Raw genomic sequence first — 20,286 nt, forward strand, 5'->3', positions numbered from 1 at the left:
CAATCACAGGCTCAGGACATGTCAATACTCGACATTCCGCAACACCTCACAGAACACCCACACCGAAAAAGAGTCCCATGAAACTCGCATATCGGAAGAAAGGTTCCACAACGTCACACATTTTCCGCCGGAGTGCGGTGAAACGCCGTTACGGGCAAAGAGGGTCTCATATTCCGGCGGACCTGACCGGGTCAAGAGGCGCCGGCCGGGAGCGGGAAAGGCGCGCTGCCGGCCAGGTCGGCCCTCGGCCTTACGAACTCGTCCGCTCTTCCTCCTGCGGTACGGCGTATCCGGGCACAGAAGGCCAGCGCAGAGTCAGTACCACGGACTCGTCCTCCGCGGTCCAGGAGTGATCCACTCCCTGGCCCCAGACGACATAGTCGCCTTGTTCTTCCAACAGCACGCTTCGACCGGGGAACTCCATACGGAAGCGACCTGAGATCAGGACCAGGAGAGCCGCGCGCACTTCGCCCTTCACCCACTGCGCCCGCTGTTCGCCACGCGGGTGGACGCCCCATTTGACCTCCACAGCGTCGCTGTGGCGAGGACTGCCTTCCTCCTTGAAGTGGCCGAGCAGCCACCCCCGGTCCAGTGCCGCGTCTTTGCCCGCATTACCCACGTACACGCCGTCTTCCATGCGCCGGAACGCTAGCAGCCGAGCACCGCGGCAGTAACAGGGTGCCGAGCACCTGCGCGCGCCTGCCGGAGTTCCAGCGGGATTCCCGCCGATCGGAACTCCTCGGCCGGGCCTGCCCCGCTCACCGGATGGCGTCGACCAGCAGGTTCGCGGCCACCGCCGCTCCATCGGTGCGGATCCTGCTGCCCAGAGCCTTGGCCCGAGCCCGTGTCTCAGGTGCCAGGGCCGTCTTGAACGCGACGCTCAGGGACTCGGTCGTCGGCGTCGGACTGTCAAGTGCCGCACCGAGGTCCAGGTCTGCCACCTGACCGGCCCAGTAGGGGTTGTCCGCCAACTGGAGAGGTACCACCACCTGCGGGGCACCCGCCCGGGCGGCCGTCAGCGTCGTGCCCGCACCGCCGTGGTGGACCACCGCGGCCACCCTCCCGAACAGACACTGATGGCTGACCTCGCCGATGGCGAGGCAGTCGTCCCGGTCGTCGCCCAGGTCCAGGTCCGCCCAGCCGCGGGAGACGAGTACGCGGTGATCCTGTGCGCGGATCACCTCGACGGCCCTGCGGGCGATGTCCGGGGACGGGCGCATGCTGCCGAAACCCACGTAGACCGGCGGCGCGCCCGCGTCCAGGAACGCCAACAGGTCGTCCGGGAGCGGGCGTTCGTCGGGCAGGGTCCACGCACCCGTCTGTGTCACGTCGAGGCCCGAGGTCTCCCGCCACGGTCCCAGGACCGGGTCCGCCGCCAGCCACGGCCGGTCGGTGAAGACGTGATCACGGACGTTGTCCACCGGCGGCAGACCGAGAACTGCCCGGTGGCCGTTGAGCTGCTCGGCGAACTGCGCGTTCACGCTGCGGGCGTCCAGCTCCCACAGTGTCAGATTGTCGTTCGCCTCCGGCTCCGGCCAGCCAGGCCGCGGTGGCGGCGCATGGTGGGGCGACGGCAGGTTGACCGCCGAATAGCTCGTGTACACGTAGCGGACGCCCGCGGCCTCGGCCACGGACCGCGCGGCGATCTGCGCCAGGCCCGCCGCCACCAGCGCGTCACATCCGTCGAGCGCCGCAGGGAAGATGTCGAACTGTGCGTCGAGCATCTCGGTCCGGTACCGGGACAGATCCGCCGCCGACGGCAGCGTCGCCCCGCTCATCAACGCCCGCACCGGTGGCCCGACCGGCACCAGTCGCACCCCGAGACCTGCCAGCCGCTGCGCGAACTCCTCGTCGGGCGGGGCACACATCCGCACCTCCACGCCGAGCTCCCGCAGCCGCACCGCGAGTGCCACCAGCGGTTCGACATCGCCCCGCGTCCCGTACGTGGACAACAGCACCCGCATTCGGCGTCCTCTTTCGTTCGGTCTTCCCGTACGTTTCGGCCCGTGCCCGCCCTGGCTCCGAACGGTCCTCGTCGACGGTGAGGGGTCGGCGGCAGCGGGTGCGCGGCAGCAGTGTACGTCGCGTGATCCTCAACGCGGCAGTAGTCCTCGAACACCGGGATGCTGTTGTCCGCGCGCGCCTCGCCCTCGCCCGGGTGCCCACACAAGTCAACGCTGTCGTACCGGACTTGGAAGCGTCCGACACCGACCAAGTGCCGGTTCGGGAACGCCGTACGGTGGTCGGTCCACTCCCTGGTGGCCGGGTTCGGAGACCGACGGCCGGCCTCGTCCCTCTCATGGGCCAACTCGGCTGTTTCGACGCCGACTTCTTCCTAAGTCGGTAGCGGCGAATACCCAGCGGACACCTTGGGGACAATCACGTCGATCAACGTTCGCTCCCTCTCACACGGAGCCGTCCTCGGTGACTACGGTGAGCGCCGGCGTTCCTTCCAGGCCGACGGTGTGCGTGGCGTCGATCTTGGGCCGTCCCTACCCGTACCCGGCGAAGTGCGCAAGGTTCCCGATCGTCCACACAATCTGAGAGCCACTCGATGCATAGTTCGTCCGTGCCCGTTCCTGACGTTTCGATCATCTTGCCCTGCGCCGGGTTCGCGACGCGCTTCGGGGCGCCCTACTCGAAGGAGCTGCACTGTCTGGCTCCCGGGGTCACTGTGCTGGACCGCAGCCTGGAGGCCGTTGTCGAGCTGGCCAAGAGCGGACTCAACGTGCGCCTGGTCGTCGTGTTCGGGGCACACAAGCTGGACACAGTGAGCTATCTCGCGCGGTACGCCGGGACCTTTCAAATGGTCTTCGTCTACCAGGACCATTCGCTCGAACCAGATCTTGACGGCGCGATCCGGTCCGCCCTGCCGATGACGCAGGGGCCGGTGGCCCTTGTCCTGCCCGACATCGTTGTCTCCGGCGCGGGTAGTGCCGGCAGTCTCCTCGCCGCATTGCGACAGACAGAGGTCGCGGGTTGGAGCGTCGTGGCCGCCGAGGAGCGGGACCCCGACACCCTCCGGCAGATGGGCGCGCTGGCCGTGGTCGAGGGGGACGGCATCACGACGGTCCGGGCGGCCACCGACAAGCCATCGGATCCGTCGGGCTTCAACGCGTTCTGGGGGATGGTGGCAGTCGCCGAGGAGGAGGCACACCGGTTGCCAGAGGTGGCGAGCAAAGGGGCGGACAGCCCACTGGCCGGTGCCGTCGCCCTCATCGTGGAGCGAATCGTCAACTACAACACCACCACGGGCTGATTCCCGGGCTACCGACGAACTCGTGCGCGGGCGGCGCTGCGCACGCTCGCCGGGATGATCGACCGTCTCGGTGTGGCAGGAGCCGAGCACTGGATTCGCCGGCCGATCGGTCCGACCCGGTCGCAACGGCGGCGACCCACTCTCTGGCGCGGGAGGGCCTGCCGTTCTCACCGGAGGTGACCGACGACGGGGCACTGTGAGACCTGGAGGCCCGAAGCATCGCCGCGCCGTTCGCCGTGGCGGGGGTTCCTGAACGCCGGCACATGACCGGTGCCCGTCGACTTCGGCACCATGCGCGCGCCGAAGGACGTCGCACGCGTGGCCGTAGAAATGATCCATGCTCAGGACCGCCGCGACTGGTTCTGCCAGAGGTGGACCGACTTGGGCTCGATCGGCGAGGGGGATGACCGTTTCATCGTGGGCGAGGTGAACCAGGAAGCACCGTTCGGTCGGGTGGCCGCTGTCGTGCGTCACGGCGGCGCGGGCGCTGCGACAACCGCCGTTGGCCGACCCGCACCAGATGGCGGACCAGCCGTACGGGGCCGGCCGGGCGGTCGAGTCGGGCACCGGTGGTGCAGACGAGTGCCCGCCTCCGACCTTCGCGTCCTTGTCGGCCTCGCACCCAACGGCCCCGAGACCCGCGCACCAGCCAGGTCGACGGCCGCCACAATCAGCACCGGGGGACGCCGATGCCGCTCGACCCGACTGGCCGGAGGAACCCGCCGTCCTCGGTGTGAATGACGCGGGTTCGTCCAGTCAGGCAGCGGGTCGTACCGCCACCCCGGTGCCTCAGCGCCGATAGGCCCGCGCGGAGCAATCGGACCCCCGGCCAGACCAGCCTGACCAAGCCCACCACCGCGCTCGGCGATCACCAGAGTTCTGTGCCACGGCCACAGCGATCCGTCACGCCCTGAGGTCGTCCCGGACGACCCGCTCGTCCGGAATCACCGCAACCCCCAGGATCTCGATCATCGCCTCCGCCTGCCACAGCGCGGTCGTGCCGATCCCCGCCATCGCGGGATAGACCGGCCCCGCGAGCTCGCGCCAGACCTTCCCGATCTCCTTGCCGTGCGCCTGGTAGTCGGGAATGTCGGTGAGGTAGATGGTCAGGCTCACCAGGTCCTCGGGGACACCGCCCGCCGCCTGCAACGTGGTGAGCACGTTGCCGAAGGCCTGTCGGAACTGCTCGACGATGCCGCCGGGGACGATCCGCATGTCCGCGTCCAGGGCCGTCTGTCCGCCCAGGTAGAGCGTGTTGCCGCTCAGGGTGCCGTGCGAGTAGCCGCTCGGGGTGGGGAGCGAGGGCGGGTTCACCGGGATCGGAGTCATTGCTGGTTGCTCCTCGGATGAGTCGGACGGACCGGACGAGCCGGATGGACCGGACGGGCTGACACAGGCAGCCTAACTCATCTATTGACTGTTTTCGACGGTCGTGAAAATCTCGCTATAACGCAGCCCGGCCACCCCGGTAGCTCCGGCCGCCACCACCCCAAGGGAGTACGCCCATGAAGCTCGCCACCGTGGCCCACGGAGGCCGCACCACGGCCGCCGTGCTCGACGGCGACCGCTGGCGGGCGCTGCCGGCCGACGACCTCTCCGTGCTCCTGGCGACCACGGCAACCGACCGCATCGCGAGTCTCGCCGGGGCCGAACTGCCCGGCGCCACCCCCGTGTTGCCGCTGCCGTCGCCGCGCAAGGTCGTCTGCTGCGGTCTCAATTACGCCGACCACATCACCGAGATGGGCCGCGACCTGCCCGCCCACCCCACGCTCTTCGCCAAGTACGCCGACACGCTGATCGGCCCCGAGGACGACCTGGTCCTGCCGCCCGGGCTCGACGTGGACTGGGAGGCGGAGCTCGCCGTCGTCGTGGGAGCGGAGCTCAACCGCGCGGACCGGGACACGGCCGGACGCGCGATCGCCGGATACACGGTCGCCAACGACATCAGCGTGCGGGACTGGCAGAAGCGCACGCTCCAGTGGTTCCAGGGCAAGGCATGGGACCGCACCACCCCGCTGGGACCAGTGGTCGTCACGCCCGACGAGCTCGACCCGGTCGCGGGCGTCGAGGTGATCTGCCGGGTCAACGGCGTCGAGCGGCAGCGCGGAAACACGAGCACGCTGGTGTTCGACGCCGCCGAATTGCTCGCCTACATCTCCACCTTCACGGTCCTGCGCCCCGGCGACATCGTGCTCACCGGTACCCCCGGTGGCGTGGGCTCGGGCATGAACCCGCCGGTCTTCCTCGCCGACAGCGACCTCGTCGAGACCGAGATCCCCGGTATCGGCACCCTGCGCAACCGCTTCCGCCTCACCGACTCCCGCCTCACCGACTCCAGGAGCTGATCATGGAACCCGATTTCTCCAAGTACGTCCTAGAGGGCGACAACTCGTTGTACGCCAACGAGTCCGGCCTGGTCGTACCGGTCGTGACGCGCGGTGGTCTGGAGGTCGGCGCGACCGGCCAGTCCGACGGCGCGACCCGGATCTCCGGTGTCTCCGTGCAGCACACGCCGGCCACCAAGCTGTGGTTCGGGAAGGTGAGCAACGAGTCGGGCTATCGCTCGGTGCCCCACCACCACGGCGAGGCCGAGACCGGCGGCTACGTCCTCTCCGGTCGGGCCCGGATCTACTTCGGGGAACGCTTCGAGGACTACATCGACCTCGGGGAGGGCGACTGGGTCTTCGTCCCGCCGTTCATGCCGCACGTCGAGTGCAACCTCGACCGCAACAACCCGCTCACCTGGATGACGACCCGCACCCCGGAGAACATCGTGGTCAACCTGGAACAGGTGGCCGACGCCGACCTGCGCGACTGGATGGACCGGCCGTGAACGACATCCAGAGCACCAGCGCCGACTCCCGGACCACCGACACCGACGTCCGCGCGGACGTCCGCTCCGTCCCGACCTCGGCGGCCTTCACCGCCGCGATCGCCCTCACTCCCGTCGAGCCCGAGCACTTCGACCTCGCCTTCACCGCGACCACCCAGCCCTGCCCGTGGCCGAAGGCGTACGGCGGTGACATGGTCGCCCAGGCCACGGCCGCCGCGATGCGCTCGGTCGAGGGCAAGACGCTGCACTCGATGCACTCCTACTTCCTGCGGCCGGTCGACATCGGCGCCGAAGTCCGTTACGAGGTCGAGCTGTTGCGCGACGGCCGCGGCTACGCCACCCGCCAGGTCCGCGGCTTCCAGAACGGCAAGCCCGTCTACACCTGCCTCGCCAACTTCGCCGCGGGCGAGCCGGGCGCCACCTTCGCCGCCGAACCCCCTGCCGGCATACCGGACCCCACCGAACTCCCCAGCTCCGCCTCGTACTTGAGCGACACCGCCGCGCCCCGGGGCACGATGACCGACACCTCCGAGGAGTACTGGAGCGGCGGCCGCAGCTTCGACATGCGGCACGTGCCCGGACCCGTCTACCTCACGGTCGAGGGCGAGCGGGTACCCCAACAGGCCGTGTGGGTAAGGCCGTTCGACACGCTGCGTCCCGTCGACGGCCTCACCGACGAGCAGCGCGACCTCGCCGCGCTCGCCTACGTCTGCGACTACACGATCCTCGAACCCGTCCTGCGCGTACTGGACCTGCCGTGGGCCCTGCCGGGACTCATCACCGCGAGCCTCGACCACGCGATGTGGTTCCACCGGCCCGGCCCCATGGACGGCTGGCTCCTCTACGCCCAGGAAGCCGTCGCCGCCGACGCCGGTCGCGGCCTCGCCGTCGGCCGCTTCTTCACCCCCTCCGGTACCCACCTGGCCACCGTCGTCCAGGAAGGCCTGATCCGCAGCTCTTGATTCCCACACAGCTCCTGATCCCTGCACGGCCCGCCCCCGGCCTGCGGAAAGGACCCTCCCGATGGACCAGTTGGACCAGATGGGCCTCTCGCCCTCCGCCTATCCGGACACGTTCGCCCGCGACCATCTCCCGCCGCGCGCCCAGTGGCCGGTCCTGGAGTTCACCACCGACGAACTCCAGTACCCGCAGCGCCTCAACGCGGGAACCGAACTCATCGACGTACCCACCGCCCGCTTCGGCCCCGACCGCCCAGCCCTGCGCAGACCCGAGGGCGAGGTGTGGACCTACGGCGAACTGCTGCTCCGCGCCAACCAGATCGCCCACGTCCTCACCGACGACCTCGGCTTGGTCCCCGGCAACCGGGTACTCCTGCGCTCCCCCAACAACCCCTGGACCGTGGCCTGTTGGCTCGGCACCCTCAAGGCCGGCGGCATCGTCGTCACCACCATGGCCGCCCTGCGGGCCCGCGAACTCACCCCGGTCGTCGAGAAGACCCGCCCGGCCGTCGCCCTGGTCGACCACCGCTTCACCGCGGACGTCGAGGCCGTACGCGACACCGTCCTGCCGGACCTCACGATCGTGGCCTACGGCGGCGACGCGGCCGACGACCTGACGCGCCAAGTGGCGTCGAAACCGGCGGAGTTCACCGCGGTCGACACGGCCGCCGACGACGTCGCCCTCTTCGGACCCACCTCGGGCAGCACCGGCGTACCGAAGATCACCACCCACTTCCACCGCGACATCCTCTCGATCGACAACACCTTCGGCCGCCACACACTGCGGCTACGGCCCGACGATCTCGTGTCGTGCACCGCCCCGCTCGCGTTCACCTTCGGGCTCGGCATCCTGGTCGTCTGTGCTCTGCGGGCCGGCGCGTGCGCGCTGCTGACGGAGGCCGTCGCGCCGGAGCCGCTGGCCGAGCTGGTCGCCGAGGCGGGGGTCACTGTGCTGGCGACCGCGCCCACGGCGTACCGGCAGATCCTGAAGGCCGGGAAGGCGGACCGGCTGCACGGTCTGCGCGGTGCGGTCAGCGCCGGGGAGCACATACCGGAAGAGGTGTGGCAGCAGCTGCACGAGGAGACCGGGATCAAGGTCATCGACGGTATCGGTGCCACGGAGATGATCCACATCTTCATCTCCGCCGCCGGTGACGACATCCGGCCCGGCTCGACGGGACGGCCGGTCCCCGGTTACCGCGCCACGGTCCTCGACCTGGCCGGCGAGGAAGTCGGCCCCGGTGTCGAGGGGCGGCTGGCCGTGATCGGTCCGGTCGGCTGCCGTTACCTCGACGACCGGCGCCAGGAGAACTACGTCGTGAACGGCTGGAACGTCACGGGCGACACCTTCGTGCGCGACGAGGACGGCTATTTCTACTACCGCACCCGCACGGACAACATGATCGTCTCCTCCGGCTACAACATCGGCGGTCCCGAGGTGGAGTCGGCGATCAACACCCACCCGGACGTCCTCGAGTCCGCGGTGGTCGCCAAGCCCGACCCCGAACGAGGCTCCGTGGTCTGCGCGTTCGTCGTCCTGGTCGAGGGGGTCGTCGGCGACGAGGCCAAGGTCAAGGACATCCAGGATCACGTCAAGACGCACCTGGCGCCGTACAAGTACCCCCGGGCGGTGCGCTTCTGCGACGCGCTGCCCCGCAACACCAGCGGAAAGCTTCAGCACTTCCTGCTGCGCCGGATCGTCGAGAAGGAGAACCAGGCTTGACTTCCTCCCCCCTCCTGAAGGAGGGGAATTCCTACGGCTCGCGCCGTAGGGGTTCCTGCTTCAACGCCGACTGCCCGCCAGGAGAACTCCCTTGAGGTCTTACACCAGCTCCACAGGCCGAGACGGCCAGCCCGGCCGCCTTGATGTTGCGGGCCGCGTTGATGTCGCGGTCATGCACGGCGCCGCAGTCGCACGTCCACGCGCGGACGTTCAGCGGCATCTTCGCCGCGACCGTGCCGCAGGCCCCGCACAGCTTCGAGCTGGGGAACCAGCGGTCGATCACAACGAGTTCGCGCCCGTACCAGGCGCACTTGTACTCCAGCATGGACCGGAGTTGCGTCCACGACGCGTCCGAGATGGCGCGCGCCAACGTGCCATTCTTCAGCAGGTTGCGGACGGTGAGGTCCTCGATCACGACCGTTTGGTTCTCACGGACGAGACGAGTCGACAGCTTGTGCAGGAAGTCGCGGCGCCGGTCGGCGATCCGCGCATGCACGCGGGCGACCTTGCGGCGGGCTTTCTCGCGGTTCGCCGAACCCTTGGCCTTGCGGGACAGTTCCCGCTGCGCCCTGGCGAGACGGGCGCGGTCACGGCGCTCGTGCCGGGGGTTGGTGACCTTCTCGCCGGTGGACAGGGTCACCAGGGAAGTGACGCCGGCGTCGATACCGACCGCATTCGTCGTGGCGGGAGCCGGGATAATGCGGTCGTCGCACAGCAGCGACACGAACCAGCGGCCCGCACTGTCACGGGACACGGTCACCGTCGTCGGTACCGAACCCTCCGGGAGGGGACGCGACCAGCAGATGTCCAGCGGACCGGCCATCTTGGCCAGCGTCAGCTGTCCCTCGCGCCATGTGAAGGCGGAGCGGGTGTACTCGGCCGACGAACGGGATTTCTTCCGGGACTTGAAGCGCGGGTACTTCGCGCGCTTGGCGAAGAAGTTCCCGAACGCCGTCTGAAGATGGCGCAGCGCCTGCTGGAGCGGGACCGAGGACACCTCCGCCAGGAAGGCCAGCTCCTCGGTCTTCTTCCACTCCGTCAGCGCGGCCGACGACTGGACGTAGGAGATGCGGCGCTGCTCTCCGTACCAGGCCCGGGTGCGCTCCTCCAGCGCCTTGTTGTAGACGAGACGGACGCAGCCGAACGTGCGCGACAGCTCGGCCGCCTGCACACCCGTGGGGTAAAAGCGGTACTTGAACGCCCGCTTGACCTGCCGCGCCATACCTCACACCGTATCAACCCCTGTGTGAGCGGCGGGTGTCGGCCGCTAGACGGCGCACACCGGTCCGCCCTGACGGCGGACCGACTTTCCCTGCCCTGCTGCGCAGGAGCTTCGTTTCCTCCCCCGGCTGAAGCCGGGCGCATCCACGAAGGAGAGCCCCGATGAGGATCGCGATCGTGGGCGGCGGGCCTGGTGGGCTGTACCTCGCCGCGCTGATGAAGCAGCTCGACCCCGGTCATGAGATCACCGTGTGGGAGCGCAACGCCCCCGACGACACCTTCGGCTTCGGCGTGGTCTTCTCCGACGAGACCCTCGGCGGCATCGAGAACGCGGACACCGTCGTCCACGACGCGATGGAGAGCCGGTTCGCCCGCTGGACCGACATCGACATCGAGTTCGACGGCCACCCCTTCACGGTCGGCGGCCAGGGCTTCGCGGCGATGGCCCGCAAGGACCTGCTGCACATCCTCCAGGAGCGGGCCGCCGAACTCGGCGTCACCGTCCACTACCGCACCCTCGCGCCGGAAGTGGACGAACTGCGCGGCTCCTACGACCTGGTGGTCGCGGCGGACGGCATCAACTCGGCCGTGCGCACCAAGTACGCCGACGCCTTCGTCCCCTCGCTGGACCAGCGGGCGAACAAGTACATGTGGCTGGGCACCGACCGGGTCTTCGAGGCGTTCCAATTCCTCGTCAAGCAGACCGAGTTCGGGACCATGCAGATCCACGGCTATCCCTTCTCCGACTCCGGCTCGACGTTCATCGTCGAGATGGCGGAGGACGTGTGGCGCAAGGCCGGCCTCGACGCGACGGAGGGCACGCAGTTCCCGCCCGGGGTGAGCGACGAGCGGTCGGTCGCCAGGATCCGCGAGATCTTCGCCGGGGAACTCGCCGGGCACAACCTCCTTACCAACAACTCCCGTTGGCTCAACTTCACGACGGTCCGCAACGAGCGCTGGCACCACCACAACGTGGTCCTGCTCGGCGACGCCGCCCACACCGCGCACTTCTCGATCGGTTCCGGCACCAAGCTGGCCATGGAGGACGCCCTCGCGCTCGCCGCGTGTCTGCACGAACACCCCACCGTGGACGAGGCGTTGAAGGCGTACGAGACCGAGCGCCGCCCGGTGGTGGAGTCCACCCAGCGCGCCGCCCAGGCCTCGCTTGAGTGGTTCGAGAACATCGGCCGGTACGCCGACCAGGACCCCGCGCAGTTCTGCTTCAACCTGCTCACGCGTTCCCGCCGGATCACCTTCGACAACCTCAAGGACCGCGACCCCGGCTTCGCCGACCTCATCGAGCGCGGCTTCGCGGAAGCGCAGGTCCGCACCGAGTCGGTCCCGGCGATGTTCCAGCCGTTCACCATCGGCGGCCTGGAGCTGAAGAACCGGATCATCGTCTCGCCGATGGACATGTACTCCGCCGTCGACGGCGTGCCGGACGACTTCCACGTCGTCCACCTGGGATCCAAGGCGCTCGGCGGCGCCGGCCTGGTGATGACCGAGATGGTCTGCGTCTCCCCCGAGGCCCGCATCACCCCGGGCTGCACGGGCCTGTGGAACGACACGCAGCGCGATGCGTGGACCCGGGTCACCGACTTCGTGCACGGCCGCAGCACCGCGAAGATCGGTCTCCAGCTGGGCCATTCGGGCCGCAAGGGCTCAACTCGCCTCATGTGGGAGGGCATTGACGAGCCCCTCACCGAGGGCAACTGGGAGGTCATGGGCCCGTCCCCGCTGCCCTACGGCACGGGCTGCCACACACCGCGCGAGATGACGCGATCCGACATGGACGCGGTCGTCGCCGACTTCGTGGCCGCCGCCCGCCGGGGCGCCGGGGCGGGCTTCGACCTGCTCGAAGTGCACGCCGCCCACGGCTACTTGCTCTCCTCCTTCCTCTCCCCCATCGCCAACCACCGCACCGACGAGTACGGCGGCGACCTCACGAACCGGCTGCGCTTCCCCCTGGAGGTGTTCGACGCCGTACGGTCCGCGTTCCCCGCCGACCGCCCGGTGACGGTCCGGATCTCCGCCACCGACTGGACCCCCGACGGCAACACCGAGCACGACGCGGTGGAGATCGCGAGGGCGTTCGTCGCGCACGGCGCGGCGGCCGTCGACGTGTCGTCCGGCCAGGTCACCAAGGACGAGAAGCCGGCGTACGGCCGCTCGTACCAGACCCCGTTCGCCGACCGCATCCGGCACGAGGTCGCCGCTCCGGCGGGCGCGGCCGTGATCGCCGTAGGAGCGATCTCGTCGTACGACGACGTCAACTCGATCCTGCTCGCCGGGCGTGCCGACCTGTGTGCGCTCGGTCGTACCCATCTCTACAACCCTCAGTGGACCCTGCAGGCGGCTGCCGAGCAGGAGTACCGCGGCGCGGGTGCCGACTGGCCGGCGCAGTTCGCGGCCGGCCGCCGCAAGCCGCCCACCTCGCGCACCGACGCGGTCCGCCCGCGTCTCGCGCTGCTCCGCGAGACCCCGCGGGACGCGGTGCACCTGCGGTGGACCCCGGGCAGGGCGGCGGAATGAGCGGCCCCTACGGCGTTCATCGTGCCCGGGTGGAGTGGATCGACACCGACGCGGCCGGGATCTACCACAACACCACCGTCGTCCGGTTCGCCGAGGCGGCGGAGGCCGAGCTGATGCGTACGTACGACATCCCGGGCTACTTCCCGGTGGCCCCGAGGGTGCGCTACGAGGTGGAGTTCGAGGCGTCGATCCGGTTCGGCGAGGAGGTCGAGACGCGGGTCGAGCTGATCCGCCTCGGCCGGTCCTCGATGACCTTCGGCTTCGAGGTGTGGCGGACCACCGAGGACGGCAGGCCGAACTGCCGCGCCGCCCGGGGCAGTTACGTCACCGTGCACGTCCCCGACAAGGCGACCGGCGGCAGCGCGCCCTGGCCGGCCGCCTGGCGTGCCGCGCTGGGCGGCCGGGCGGAATCCGACGCCGTACGGGCGCACTGAAATACTACGATCGTGACGGCAAGCGATCTCGAAGACGACAGCCCGGGCCAGCCCGCACCGCCGCGATCCCTGATCGTGACGGTGTACGGCCTCTACGCGCGCGAGGTCGGCGGCTGGATCGGCGTGAGCACCCTGATCCGCCTGCTCGCCGAACTCGACGTCGACGCCCAGGCGGTCCGCTCGTCGATCTCCCGGCTCAAGCGCCGCGAGATCCTGGTGGCCGAGCGACGGGACGGCCGTGCGGGCTACGCGCTCTCGCCGTACGCCCGTTCCGTCCTGGAGACCGGTGACCGCCGTATCTTCGAACGGCACGCCGTCACCGACGACGGCTGGGTCATCGCCGTCTTCTCGGTGCCGGAGAGCGAGCGCCAGCACCGGCACCAACTCCGGTCACGGCTGGCCTGGTTGGGCTTCGGCACGGTCTCGTCCGGGATCTGGATCGCCCCGGCCCACGCGCTCGACGACACCCGCGACCACCTGCTCCGCCACGGCCTCGACCAGTACGTCGACCTCTTCCGCGGCGACTACGTGGCCTTCGGTGATCCCGCCGAACAGGTGGGCCGCTGGTGGGACTTGGAGGCGCTCCAGAAGCTCTACGACGATTTCGTCGCCGAGTTCACGCCGATGGCCGGGCGTTGGGCCGGGCCCGGCAGGGACGGGCTGTCGGACCAGGACGCGTTCATCGACTATGTCCATGTCCTCACGGCCTGGCGCCGGTTGCCCTATCTCGACCCGGGCCTGCCCAGCACCCTCCTCCCCGCCACGTGGTCCGGCGCGACGGCGGCGGACCTCTTCGCCGCGCTCCGGCACACGTTGGCGGACCCGGCGCACGAGTTCGCCCGGAGCCTGCTGGACGACCCCTCGTGAGCGGGCGGGGTCACTTCCCGAACGCCTGGCGGAACTCGGCGATGTCCTTGGGCGAGGCCTCGATCGCGGCGCACATCGGGACGAAGCCGTCCTTGGCGCCCACGATGTAGTGCCCGCCTTCCGTATACGTCAGCGTCTCCGGGATCCTGGTGTCGCTGGTGAGGACGACCGTCTCCGCGTCGCCGCCCTTGAACCACTGGTCCACACGGAAAGTGGCCGTCGAGCCCTCGACGGAAATGGCCGTTCCCAGGAAGAGGGTCGGGTACTTGCCCAGGGTGTCGACGCCGGGCGGCATGCACTTGCCGGAGCCGCCCTCGGCGGTGAGCCGCAGCGCGCCGGTCGGGGCCGCGCTCTTGGCCGTAGCCGAGTGACCGTTGCCGTTACCGCTGTTGGCCATGATTCCTCCGGCGACGCCGCCGCCCACTACCAGTAGTCCGGCCGCCGCGAGTCCGAAGAGACGACGGCGTCCCCACCCCGCGGTCGCGATGCCGGCGGCGGTGGTCGCGGACTGGAGCGCGGTGTCGGTGTTCAAGGTGTCCTCCACAAGGCGGTCGATGTCGGGTGGCGGAGCAATTCCGGTCAGTGCCGGGTCCGCGGACTTCAGCCGGGCCAGCAACTCGTCGTCGTTCACTGACTGCTCCTTCCTTCATCCCTCTTGTGTCCGGGCCGTCCGGCATCCTTTCGCCCCAGCCGGTCGGCGAGTCTCGCCTTCGCCCGGTGGAGCCGAATGCTCACCGCGTTGGACGTCAGCCCGGTCGCCTCCGCGATCTGCCGCGGCGCCAGCCCCTCCCACGCCCACAGCCGTACCACCTCGCGGTCCAACACCCCGAGGTCATCGAGCGCGGCATGCAGCTCGCTGTGATCGGCGGCCCCCGCCGGAGTCTCCTCCTGCGTCCGGATCAACCGCTCCACGAGCCGGAGCCTGCGCCCGTCGGCCCGGCGGGCGTTCGCCAGGCACCCCCGGGCCACCCCGTAGCACCACGGCAGCACGTCACCCGGATCGGGCTCGGCCCCCTCCCCCAGCCCGGGGACGTCGTCGAGCCGGCGCCACAGCACGAGCATCGTCTCCGACAGGACGTCCTCGACCATGTCGGCGCTCGTCCTTCGCAGCAGATACCGGTGCAGCGGTTCCACCACCAGATGCGCCAGTCCTTCGAAGCGCGCCCGCCGCATCCGGCGCGCCTCCTGTTCCGTCATGGATTCCACAACCCGTACTGTCCGGCAGCCGCCGGTTCCTTTCACCACGCACCACCACGCATCACCCCGCGCATCTTGTTTCAAGCTACACGTAAGTGCATAATGTCGTTATGCATAAGCGGGTTATGGATCCAGCGGTCCCCGAGGCCTCACCCGAGGACCTGATCGTCGCCGTCGAGCGGATGGTCCGCTACGTCCGTCAGAGCGCCGTCACCGGCGGTCTGAGCATGGCCGCCTCCGCCGTACTCGGACGCCTGGGCCGCGAGGGCCCGTGCCGGCTGACCGATCTGGCCCGGGCCGAGGGCGCCTCCCAGCCGAACATGACGCAGCTCGTCACCCGGCTGGAGCGCGCGGACCTGGTACGGCGCACCGCGGACCGCAGCGACGGCCGGGGCGTACTGGTGGAGGTGACCGACACGGGTCTGGAGGTCTCCCGACAGCGGCGCGCCGAACGCGCCCACGCCCTCGACCTGCTCATCGCGGAGTTGAGCGGTCCGGAACAGCAGGCGGTGCGGGTCGCCCTCCCGGCCCTGGCCCGCGCGATCCAGGACCGCCAGTCCCCCTCCTGACAGAGCCCTCTCGCACCCTTCAACTCCCTGGAGGTCAAGGACACATGAGCGCACCACACGGAAATGCCGCCAGCCCGTTCCGGCAGCCCAGGGCCGTCTGGGCCGTCGCGTTCGCCTGCGTCATCTCCTTCATGGGCATCGGCCTCGTCGACCCGATCCTGCCCGCGCTGGCCGACAGCCTGCATGCCACGCCGAGCCAGGTCTCCCTGCTGTTCAGCAGCTACCTGATCGTGACGGCGGTGGCGATGCTGTTCGTGGGCTGGTTCTCCAGCCGCTTCGGCGCCAAGCGCACCCTCGTCATAGGCCTGGCGGTCATCGTGGTCTTCGCCGCGCTGGCCGGCACCTCCGGTTCCATCAACGGCATCGTCGGTTTCCGCGCGGGCTGGGGGCTGGGCAACGCCCTGTTCATCGCCACGTCCCTGGCCGTCATCGTGGCCTCGGCCAGCGGCGGGTTCGGCGGCGCGATCATCCTGTACGAGACGGCACTGGGCCTCGGTATCGCCGTAGGGCCGCTGCTCGGGGGCGAGTTGGGCGGCATCAGCTGGCGCGGCCCGTTCTTCGGCGTGGCCGTCCTGATGGCCGTCGCACTTGTCGCCACGGCCGTGTTCGTACCGGACCTGCCCAAGCCGGAGCGGGTCACCTCGCCCCTCGCGCCGTTGAGGGCGCTGCGTCACCGCGGTCTGCTGACGATGGGCATCATGGCGCTGCTCTACAACTGGGGCTTCTTCACCATGCTGGGCTACGCGCCCTATCCCATGGAACTCAGCGCCCACCAGCTCGGTCTCGTGTTCACCGCCTGGGGCCTGCTCGTGGCCGCGTTCAGCGTCTTCTTCGCCCCACGCCTGCAGGCGCGCTACGGCACAGCGCCCGTCCTGTACGTCAATCTGGCCGGGCTCTCCGTGGTGATGGCCGTGATCGCCGCAGGGGTCGCCACGCCGACCGTGGTCATCGTGGCGGTCATCGTCAGCGGCGCCTTCATCGGCATCAACAACACCCTGACCACCCAGGCCGTCATGCTGGTCTCGCCGGTGGAACGGCCCGTCGCCTCGTCCGCGTACGGCTTCCTGCGCTTCATCGGCGGCGGATTGGCCCCGTACGTGGCGGGCAAGCTCGCCGACGCCACCGATCTGAGCGTCCCGTTCTATCTGGGCGCCGCGACCTTCCTGCTGGCGATTCCGGTTCTGGCCAGCGGCCACAACCTGCTCCGAGAGGCCGAACAGCACGCCGACGAGGGCGAGTCGGTCGCCCCGGCCCTCACCCCTGTCGGCAAGCCCGCGAGCGGGAGCGCGCCTCGGATCGTCGTCGCTGTCGCCGCCCATGACCAGGCCCCCGCCATCGTCGACGCGGCGGCCCGGCTCGCCCGCGACACGCACAGCCCGTTGGAGGTCGTACACGTCCAACTGACCGCCTTGGTCGAGGAATTGGCCGCCGACACGGAGACACCGGAGCAGGCCCGCGCCGCCGTGACCGCCCACCTCGACCGCCTCGCCGAGCAGGGCGTCCCGGCGACCGGCCAGATCCTCACCTCCGTCGGCGACCACTCCGCGGCCGGCCGTGTACTGGCCCGGCACGCCGCCGACACGGGCGCCCGTGCCATCGCCGTCGGCCGCTCGCCGCACGGCCCTCTCACCCAGTTCGCGGAAGGCAGTTTCACGACCGCCCTCACCCACGCGGCCACCTGCACCGTCGTCCTCGTCGAACCCGACAACGCGCCACGGCAACTGACCTCGGCCACCCTGCCGGCCCTGCGCGACGGGGCCGCCTGACCGCCACCGCACACCGACAACCACAACGACACGTGGCGGGCCCGATGACCGACGGGCCCGCCACAGACGTATGCGGATCCTCGTGACAGGCGCCCGAGAGCGATCGGTACGCGAAGCCGAGGTCAGGTCGCCAGTGCGCGGTTTCCCTGACGGTTCGTCATGAAATAACCGTGTTAACTCGGCGCGCGAACCCTTGCCAAGCAGAGATAGTACGTGCTCGGATTATCTCTGTCGGGCGGTACCCCACCATCCCGAATCCGCTGCTCAACCATGCACCGCGGGGCCTGTTCGCCCTGCCTGCGCGCCCCGTCTCCCCCCCCTCGTCCCCTCCCCTCTCCCTCTCTTCGCTCCCCCTTCCGTCACCGCGCCCGGAGCGTGTCCGCGGCATGCCCGCAGCCCGCCGAAGAACGCGACCGGTACCCCTCGGCGATACCTGGAGAAGCCCGTGTTCGATCTTTCGTCCGTCGACCTGCTCGACGCCTTCACCCGCGAGCTGAAGCTCTGCAAGCTGCGCAGCGACGAGCACGTCGTGGTGCTGTCCGAGCCCGGCAGCCGAGGTGACTACGTCGCCGCCGCCTTCGGCGCTGCCAAAGCGTGCGGAGCGCACGTCATCTCCGCGACCGTGCCGGGCGGCAGCCCCGCGCCGATGCCGAGCACCCACACCGGTGCGGGTCCCGGCCTGGTCTCCGTCCTCAACGACAGCACCGCGCAAGACCTGTTGAAGTCCGCCGACCTCGTCGTCGACCTGACCCGCGAGGGATTCATCCACGCGCCGGTCCAGCAGGAGATCCTGCGCGCCGGCACCCGCATCATCTTCGTCTGCGACGCCCCCGACGTGCTGATCCGCAACCTCCCCAACGAGGGCGACAAAGCAGAGGTGTTGGAGGGCGTCGGCCTGCTGAAGCGGTCGTCCGTCATGCACGTCACCTCGGACGCGGGAACCGACCTCACCGTCCAACTCGCCGGTTCCAAGCCGGAGTTCCAGTGCGGCTTCGCCGACGACCCGGGCCGCTGGGACCACTGGCCCAGCACGATGGTGCTGTGCTGGCCGGAGATCTCCGACGGCCAGATCGTGCTCGCCGAGGGCGACATCCTGCTGCCCTTCAAGGAGTACGTCCGCTCCCCCGTCACCCTCCAGATCGCGGGCGGACACATCGAGAAGGTGTCCGGCGGCGCCGAGGCCGAACTGCTGTCGACGTTCTTCGAGGACGCCCGGGACCAGTGGGCGCGCAGCCTCTCCCACATGGGCTGGGGCCTGATGCGCACGGCCGACTGGTTCGCCACGGCGATGTACGGCAAGGACGACCTGATGGGCATGGACGCCCGCGCCTTCGCCGGCAACTTCCTCTGGTCGACCGGCCCGCACCCGGTCCTCGGCCGTGAGTCGTACGCCCATCTCGACATCGCGATGCGCGGCTGCACCGTCACGGTCGACGACGTCGAGGTCGTCACCGCCGGGAAGCTCACCGCCGACTGAGCACGTCGGTCCGCTCCCCCGAACCACCCGTACCCGCACGCGAGTTGGAGGAAGTGTGGCGCCCAGCCAGTCGTACGAAGTCACCGTCGTCGGAGGAGGTCTCGGCGGGCTCACCACCGCGTTGGCACTGCGGCAGCGCGGTCTGCGGGTCACCGTCCTGGAGCAGGCGTCCGAGCTCGGCGAGGCCGGCGCGGGCATCCAGACGGCGCCCAACGCGAGCCGGGTGTTGATGGGGCTCGGGCTGCGGCCGCAGATGGAGGCCATCCACACCGAGCCGCTCGACCAGGTGCGGCGGCGGTGGAAGGACGGCCGGATCGTCGGGCTCACCTCACTGGGGCAGCGCTGCAAGGACCAGTTCAACGCCCCCTACTGGCACTACCACCGGGCCGACCTCCACCGCGTCCTGCTGGACGCGTGCGTCGACCCCGCAGGCCCCGGCCCCGTCGTGGACGTACACACCGCGAGCAAGGTCGTCGAGCTGGACCGCACCGACCCCGAACGTCCCGTGGCGATCACCGAGGACGGGCGCCGTTACGCCGGTGACGTACTCGTCGGCGCCGACGGCATCCGCTCGCGGACCCGCGACCTCATGGGCGCCCCCGACACCATGCTGTTCTCCGGCGAGATGGCCTACCGGGCTCTGATCCCAGGGGAGTTGATCGCCGCCGACCCGGCGACACGCTGGCTCGTGGACCGCTTCCAGAGCACCATCTGGTACGGCCCCGACCGGCACCTCGTGCACTACATGATCCGCGGCGGGGAGTACCTCAACGTCGTGGCCTGCGTGCCCTGCACGGACGAGGTCGCCGAGAAGTGGAGCGTGTCCGCGACCGCGCAGGACCTGGTCGACGCGTTCCCCGGCTGGGACGACCGCGTGCCGGCCATGCTGTCCAAGGCGAAGGAGGACGTCTCCGCCTTCGCGCTCCACCACCGGCGCCGCGACCCGGTGTGGACGGACGGGCGGGTCGCCCTCCTCGGCGACGCCTGCCACGCGATGCTCCCCTACCAGGCACAGGGCGCCTCACAGGCCATGGAGGACGCCGCCGTACTGGCCGAGGAACTCGGCGCGGTCACGGCCGCCGGAGTCGAGGGAGCGCTGCGCCGCTACGTGGACCGGCGCGCCAAGCACGCCGGCATGGTCCAGGACGCGTCCCTGCGCAACAAGACCTTCTACCACCTGCCCGACGGCCCCGAACAACGGGCCAGGGACGAGAAGTTGAGGAACTTCGACGGGGAGTCCGACCTCTCCTACGACTGGCTGTGGTCGGGCACACCGCTCAACGACCCGGATCTCGGCGCGTTCTCATACCAGTTCGCCCGCTGAGCCCCCCTCCTAGAACTGCCACCCAGAACCGCCACCCCCCGCACGCACCATCCGGTCCGCACGCCGGAGCCCCGCGAAAAAGCGCGCCCGCAACCGTGCGGCACGTACCAGACACGCAACACCGT

The 20,286-nt window shown here is 69.8% G+C and carries 18 protein-coding genes; 12 read left to right on the plus strand and 6 right to left on the minus strand.

The genetic code is table 11. The features are described from left to right. Window positions 1-250 precede the first annotated feature (250 nt). Both OG496_RS02775 and OG496_RS02780 read right to left on the minus strand, forming a co-directional pair. Entirely contained in the window at window positions 251-637 is a 387-nt protein-coding gene (locus OG496_RS02775) for a signal peptidase I (protein WP_365304532.1), read from the minus strand. 121 nt (window positions 638-758) lie between these two features. Next, window positions 759-1,964 carry a glycosyltransferase gene (locus tag OG496_RS02780; RefSeq protein WP_405969396.1) on the minus strand — a complete coding sequence of 402 codons (1,206 nt, stop codon included), beginning with the start codon at window positions 1,962-1,964 and terminating at the stop codon, window positions 759-761. A gap of 605 nt (window positions 1,965-2,569) precedes the next feature. Between OG496_RS02780 and OG496_RS02785 the strand changes: the two genes are divergently transcribed. Further along, on the plus strand, window positions 2,570-3,259 hold the full coding sequence (locus tag OG496_RS02785; protein ID WP_405969397.1) for a hypothetical protein: 690 nt from the start codon (window positions 2,570-2,572) through the stop codon (window positions 3,257-3,259). A gap of 903 nt (window positions 3,260-4,162) precedes the next feature. Here the strand turns inward: OG496_RS02785 and OG496_RS02790 are convergent. After that, entirely contained in the window at window positions 4,163-4,588 is a 426-nt protein-coding gene (locus OG496_RS02790) for a RidA family protein (RefSeq protein WP_405969398.1), read from the minus strand. A gap of 176 nt (window positions 4,589-4,764) precedes the next feature. Here OG496_RS02790 and OG496_RS02795 point away from each other — a divergent pair, with 176 nt between their 5' ends. The 4 genes from OG496_RS02795 (at window position 4,765) to OG496_RS02810 (ending at window position 8,774) form a co-directional block, all read left to right on the plus strand. Continuing rightward, complete coding sequence (locus OG496_RS02795; RefSeq protein ID WP_405969399.1) at window positions 4,765-5,604, plus strand: fumarylacetoacetate hydrolase family protein; 840 nt, start codon at window positions 4,765-4,767, stop codon at window positions 5,602-5,604. Between the two features lie 2 nt (window positions 5,605-5,606). Beyond that, window positions 5,607-6,092 (plus strand): cupin domain-containing protein, encoded by a 486-nt coding sequence (locus OG496_RS02800; protein WP_366492849.1) that lies wholly within the window; start codon window positions 5,607-5,609, stop codon window positions 6,090-6,092. Then, window positions 6,089-7,054: an acyl-CoA thioesterase gene (locus OG496_RS02805; RefSeq protein WP_405969400.1), complete on the plus strand. Its 966-nt coding sequence runs from the start codon at window positions 6,089-6,091 to the stop codon at window positions 7,052-7,054. Before OG496_RS02800 ends, OG496_RS02805 begins: the two co-directional genes overlap by 4 nt. Window positions 7,055-7,115: 61 nt before the next feature. Then, the gene (locus OG496_RS02810; RefSeq protein WP_405969401.1) at window positions 7,116-8,774 is read left to right on the plus strand and encodes an AMP-binding protein; all 1,659 of its coding nucleotides are present in this window, start codon (window positions 7,116-7,118) and stop codon (window positions 8,772-8,774) included. A 31-nt stretch (window positions 8,775-8,805) separates the two neighbouring features. Here the strand turns inward: OG496_RS02810 and OG496_RS02815 are convergent, their stop codons facing one another. After that, a complete protein-coding gene (locus OG496_RS02815) occupies window positions 8,806-9,996 on the minus strand; it encodes an RNA-guided endonuclease InsQ/TnpB family protein (protein WP_405969402.1) in 1,191 nt (396 codons plus the stop codon). A 161-nt stretch (window positions 9,997-10,157) separates the two neighbouring features. On the opposite strand from OG496_RS02815, the gene OG496_RS02820 reads away from it, so the two are divergent. From OG496_RS02820 to OG496_RS02830, 3 genes are read left to right on the plus strand one after another with little or no spacing between them, the layout of a single operon-like run. Next, the gene (locus OG496_RS02820) at window positions 10,158-12,527 is read left to right on the plus strand and encodes a bifunctional salicylyl-CoA 5-hydroxylase/oxidoreductase (RefSeq protein WP_405969403.1); all 2,370 of its coding nucleotides are present in this window, start codon (window positions 10,158-10,160) and stop codon (window positions 12,525-12,527) included. A gap of 29 nt (window positions 12,528-12,556) precedes the next feature. Beyond that, a complete protein-coding gene (locus OG496_RS02825; RefSeq protein ID WP_405969404.1) occupies window positions 12,557-12,961 on the plus strand; it encodes an acyl-CoA thioesterase in 405 nt (134 codons plus the stop codon). A 12-nt stretch (window positions 12,962-12,973) separates the two neighbouring features. Then, the gene (locus OG496_RS02830) at window positions 12,974-13,828 is read left to right on the plus strand and encodes a PaaX family transcriptional regulator C-terminal domain-containing protein (RefSeq protein ID WP_366492844.1); all 855 of its coding nucleotides are present in this window, start codon (window positions 12,974-12,976) and stop codon (window positions 13,826-13,828) included. A 10-nt stretch (window positions 13,829-13,838) separates the two neighbouring features. Here the strand turns inward: OG496_RS02830 and OG496_RS02835 are convergent, their stop codons facing one another. Further along, a complete protein-coding gene (locus OG496_RS02835) occupies window positions 13,839-14,459 on the minus strand; it encodes a hypothetical protein (protein WP_405969405.1) in 621 nt (206 codons plus the stop codon). Then, a complete protein-coding gene (locus OG496_RS02840; protein WP_405969406.1) occupies window positions 14,456-15,025 on the minus strand; it encodes an RNA polymerase sigma factor in 570 nt (189 codons plus the stop codon). Before OG496_RS02840 ends, OG496_RS02835 begins: the two co-directional genes overlap by 4 nt. Window positions 15,026-15,135: 110 nt before the next feature. Here OG496_RS02840 and OG496_RS02845 point away from each other — a divergent pair, with 110 nt between their 5' ends. From OG496_RS02845 to OG496_RS02860, 4 genes are all read left to right on the plus strand, one after another. After that, complete coding sequence (locus OG496_RS02845; protein ID WP_366492841.1) at window positions 15,136-15,594, plus strand: MarR family transcriptional regulator; 459 nt, start codon at window positions 15,136-15,138, stop codon at window positions 15,592-15,594. A gap of 44 nt (window positions 15,595-15,638) precedes the next feature. Continuing rightward, the gene (locus tag OG496_RS02850) at window positions 15,639-17,360 is read left to right on the plus strand and encodes an MFS transporter (protein ID WP_405969407.1); all 1,722 of its coding nucleotides are present in this window, start codon (window positions 15,639-15,641) and stop codon (window positions 17,358-17,360) included. Between the two features lie 445 nt (window positions 17,361-17,805). Continuing rightward, window positions 17,806-18,837, plus strand: a complete 1,032-nt coding sequence (locus OG496_RS02855; protein WP_405969408.1) for a hypothetical protein — start codon at window positions 17,806-17,808, stop codon at window positions 18,835-18,837. A gap of 55 nt (window positions 18,838-18,892) precedes the next feature. Continuing rightward, window positions 18,893-20,161: an FAD-dependent oxidoreductase gene (locus OG496_RS02860; RefSeq protein WP_405969409.1), complete on the plus strand. Its 1,269-nt coding sequence runs from the start codon at window positions 18,893-18,895 to the stop codon at window positions 20,159-20,161. Window positions 20,162-20,286 lie beyond the last annotated feature (125 nt).

Source organism: Streptomyces sp. NBC_00988 (assembly GCF_045162645.1).
In the GTDB taxonomy this organism is placed as follows: Bacteria; Actinomycetota; Actinomycetes; order Streptomycetales; family Streptomycetaceae; genus Streptomyces.

Bases quoted from the DNA above. Each gene is read 5' to 3' on its own strand.
- OG496_RS02820 (WP_405969403.1), top strand. From the start codon at position 10,158: ATGAGGATCGCGATCGTGGGCGGCGGGCCTGGTGGGCTGTACCTCGCC.
- OG496_RS02790 (WP_405969398.1), bottom strand. From the start codon at position 4,588: ATGACTCCGATCCCGGTGAACCCGCCCTCGCTCCCCACCCCGAGCGGC.
- OG496_RS02845 (WP_366492841.1), top strand. From the start codon at position 15,136: ATGCATAAGCGGGTTATGGATCCAGCGGTCCCCGAGGCCTCACCCGAG.
- OG496_RS02800 (WP_366492849.1), top strand. From the start codon at position 5,607: ATGGAACCCGATTTCTCCAAGTACGTCCTAGAGGGCGACAACTCGTTG.
- OG496_RS02775 (WP_365304532.1), bottom strand. From the start codon at position 637: ATGGAAGACGGCGTGTACGTGGGTAATGCGGGCAAAGACGCGGCACTG.
- OG496_RS02795 (WP_405969399.1), top strand. From the start codon at position 4,765: ATGAAGCTCGCCACCGTGGCCCACGGAGGCCGCACCACGGCCGCCGTG.
- OG496_RS02850 (WP_405969407.1), top strand. From the start codon at position 15,639: ATGAGCGCACCACACGGAAATGCCGCCAGCCCGTTCCGGCAGCCCAGG.
- OG496_RS02780 (WP_405969396.1), bottom strand. From the start codon at position 1,964: ATGCGGGTGCTGTTGTCCACGTACGGGACGCGGGGCGATGTCGAACCG.
- OG496_RS02810 (WP_405969401.1), top strand. From the start codon at position 7,116: ATGGACCAGTTGGACCAGATGGGCCTCTCGCCCTCCGCCTATCCGGAC.
- OG496_RS02840 (WP_405969406.1), bottom strand. From the start codon at position 15,025: ATGACGGAACAGGAGGCGCGCCGGATGCGGCGGGCGCGCTTCGAAGGA.
- OG496_RS02815 (WP_405969402.1), bottom strand. From the start codon at position 9,996: ATGGCGCGGCAGGTCAAGCGGGCGTTCAAGTACCGCTTTTACCCCACG.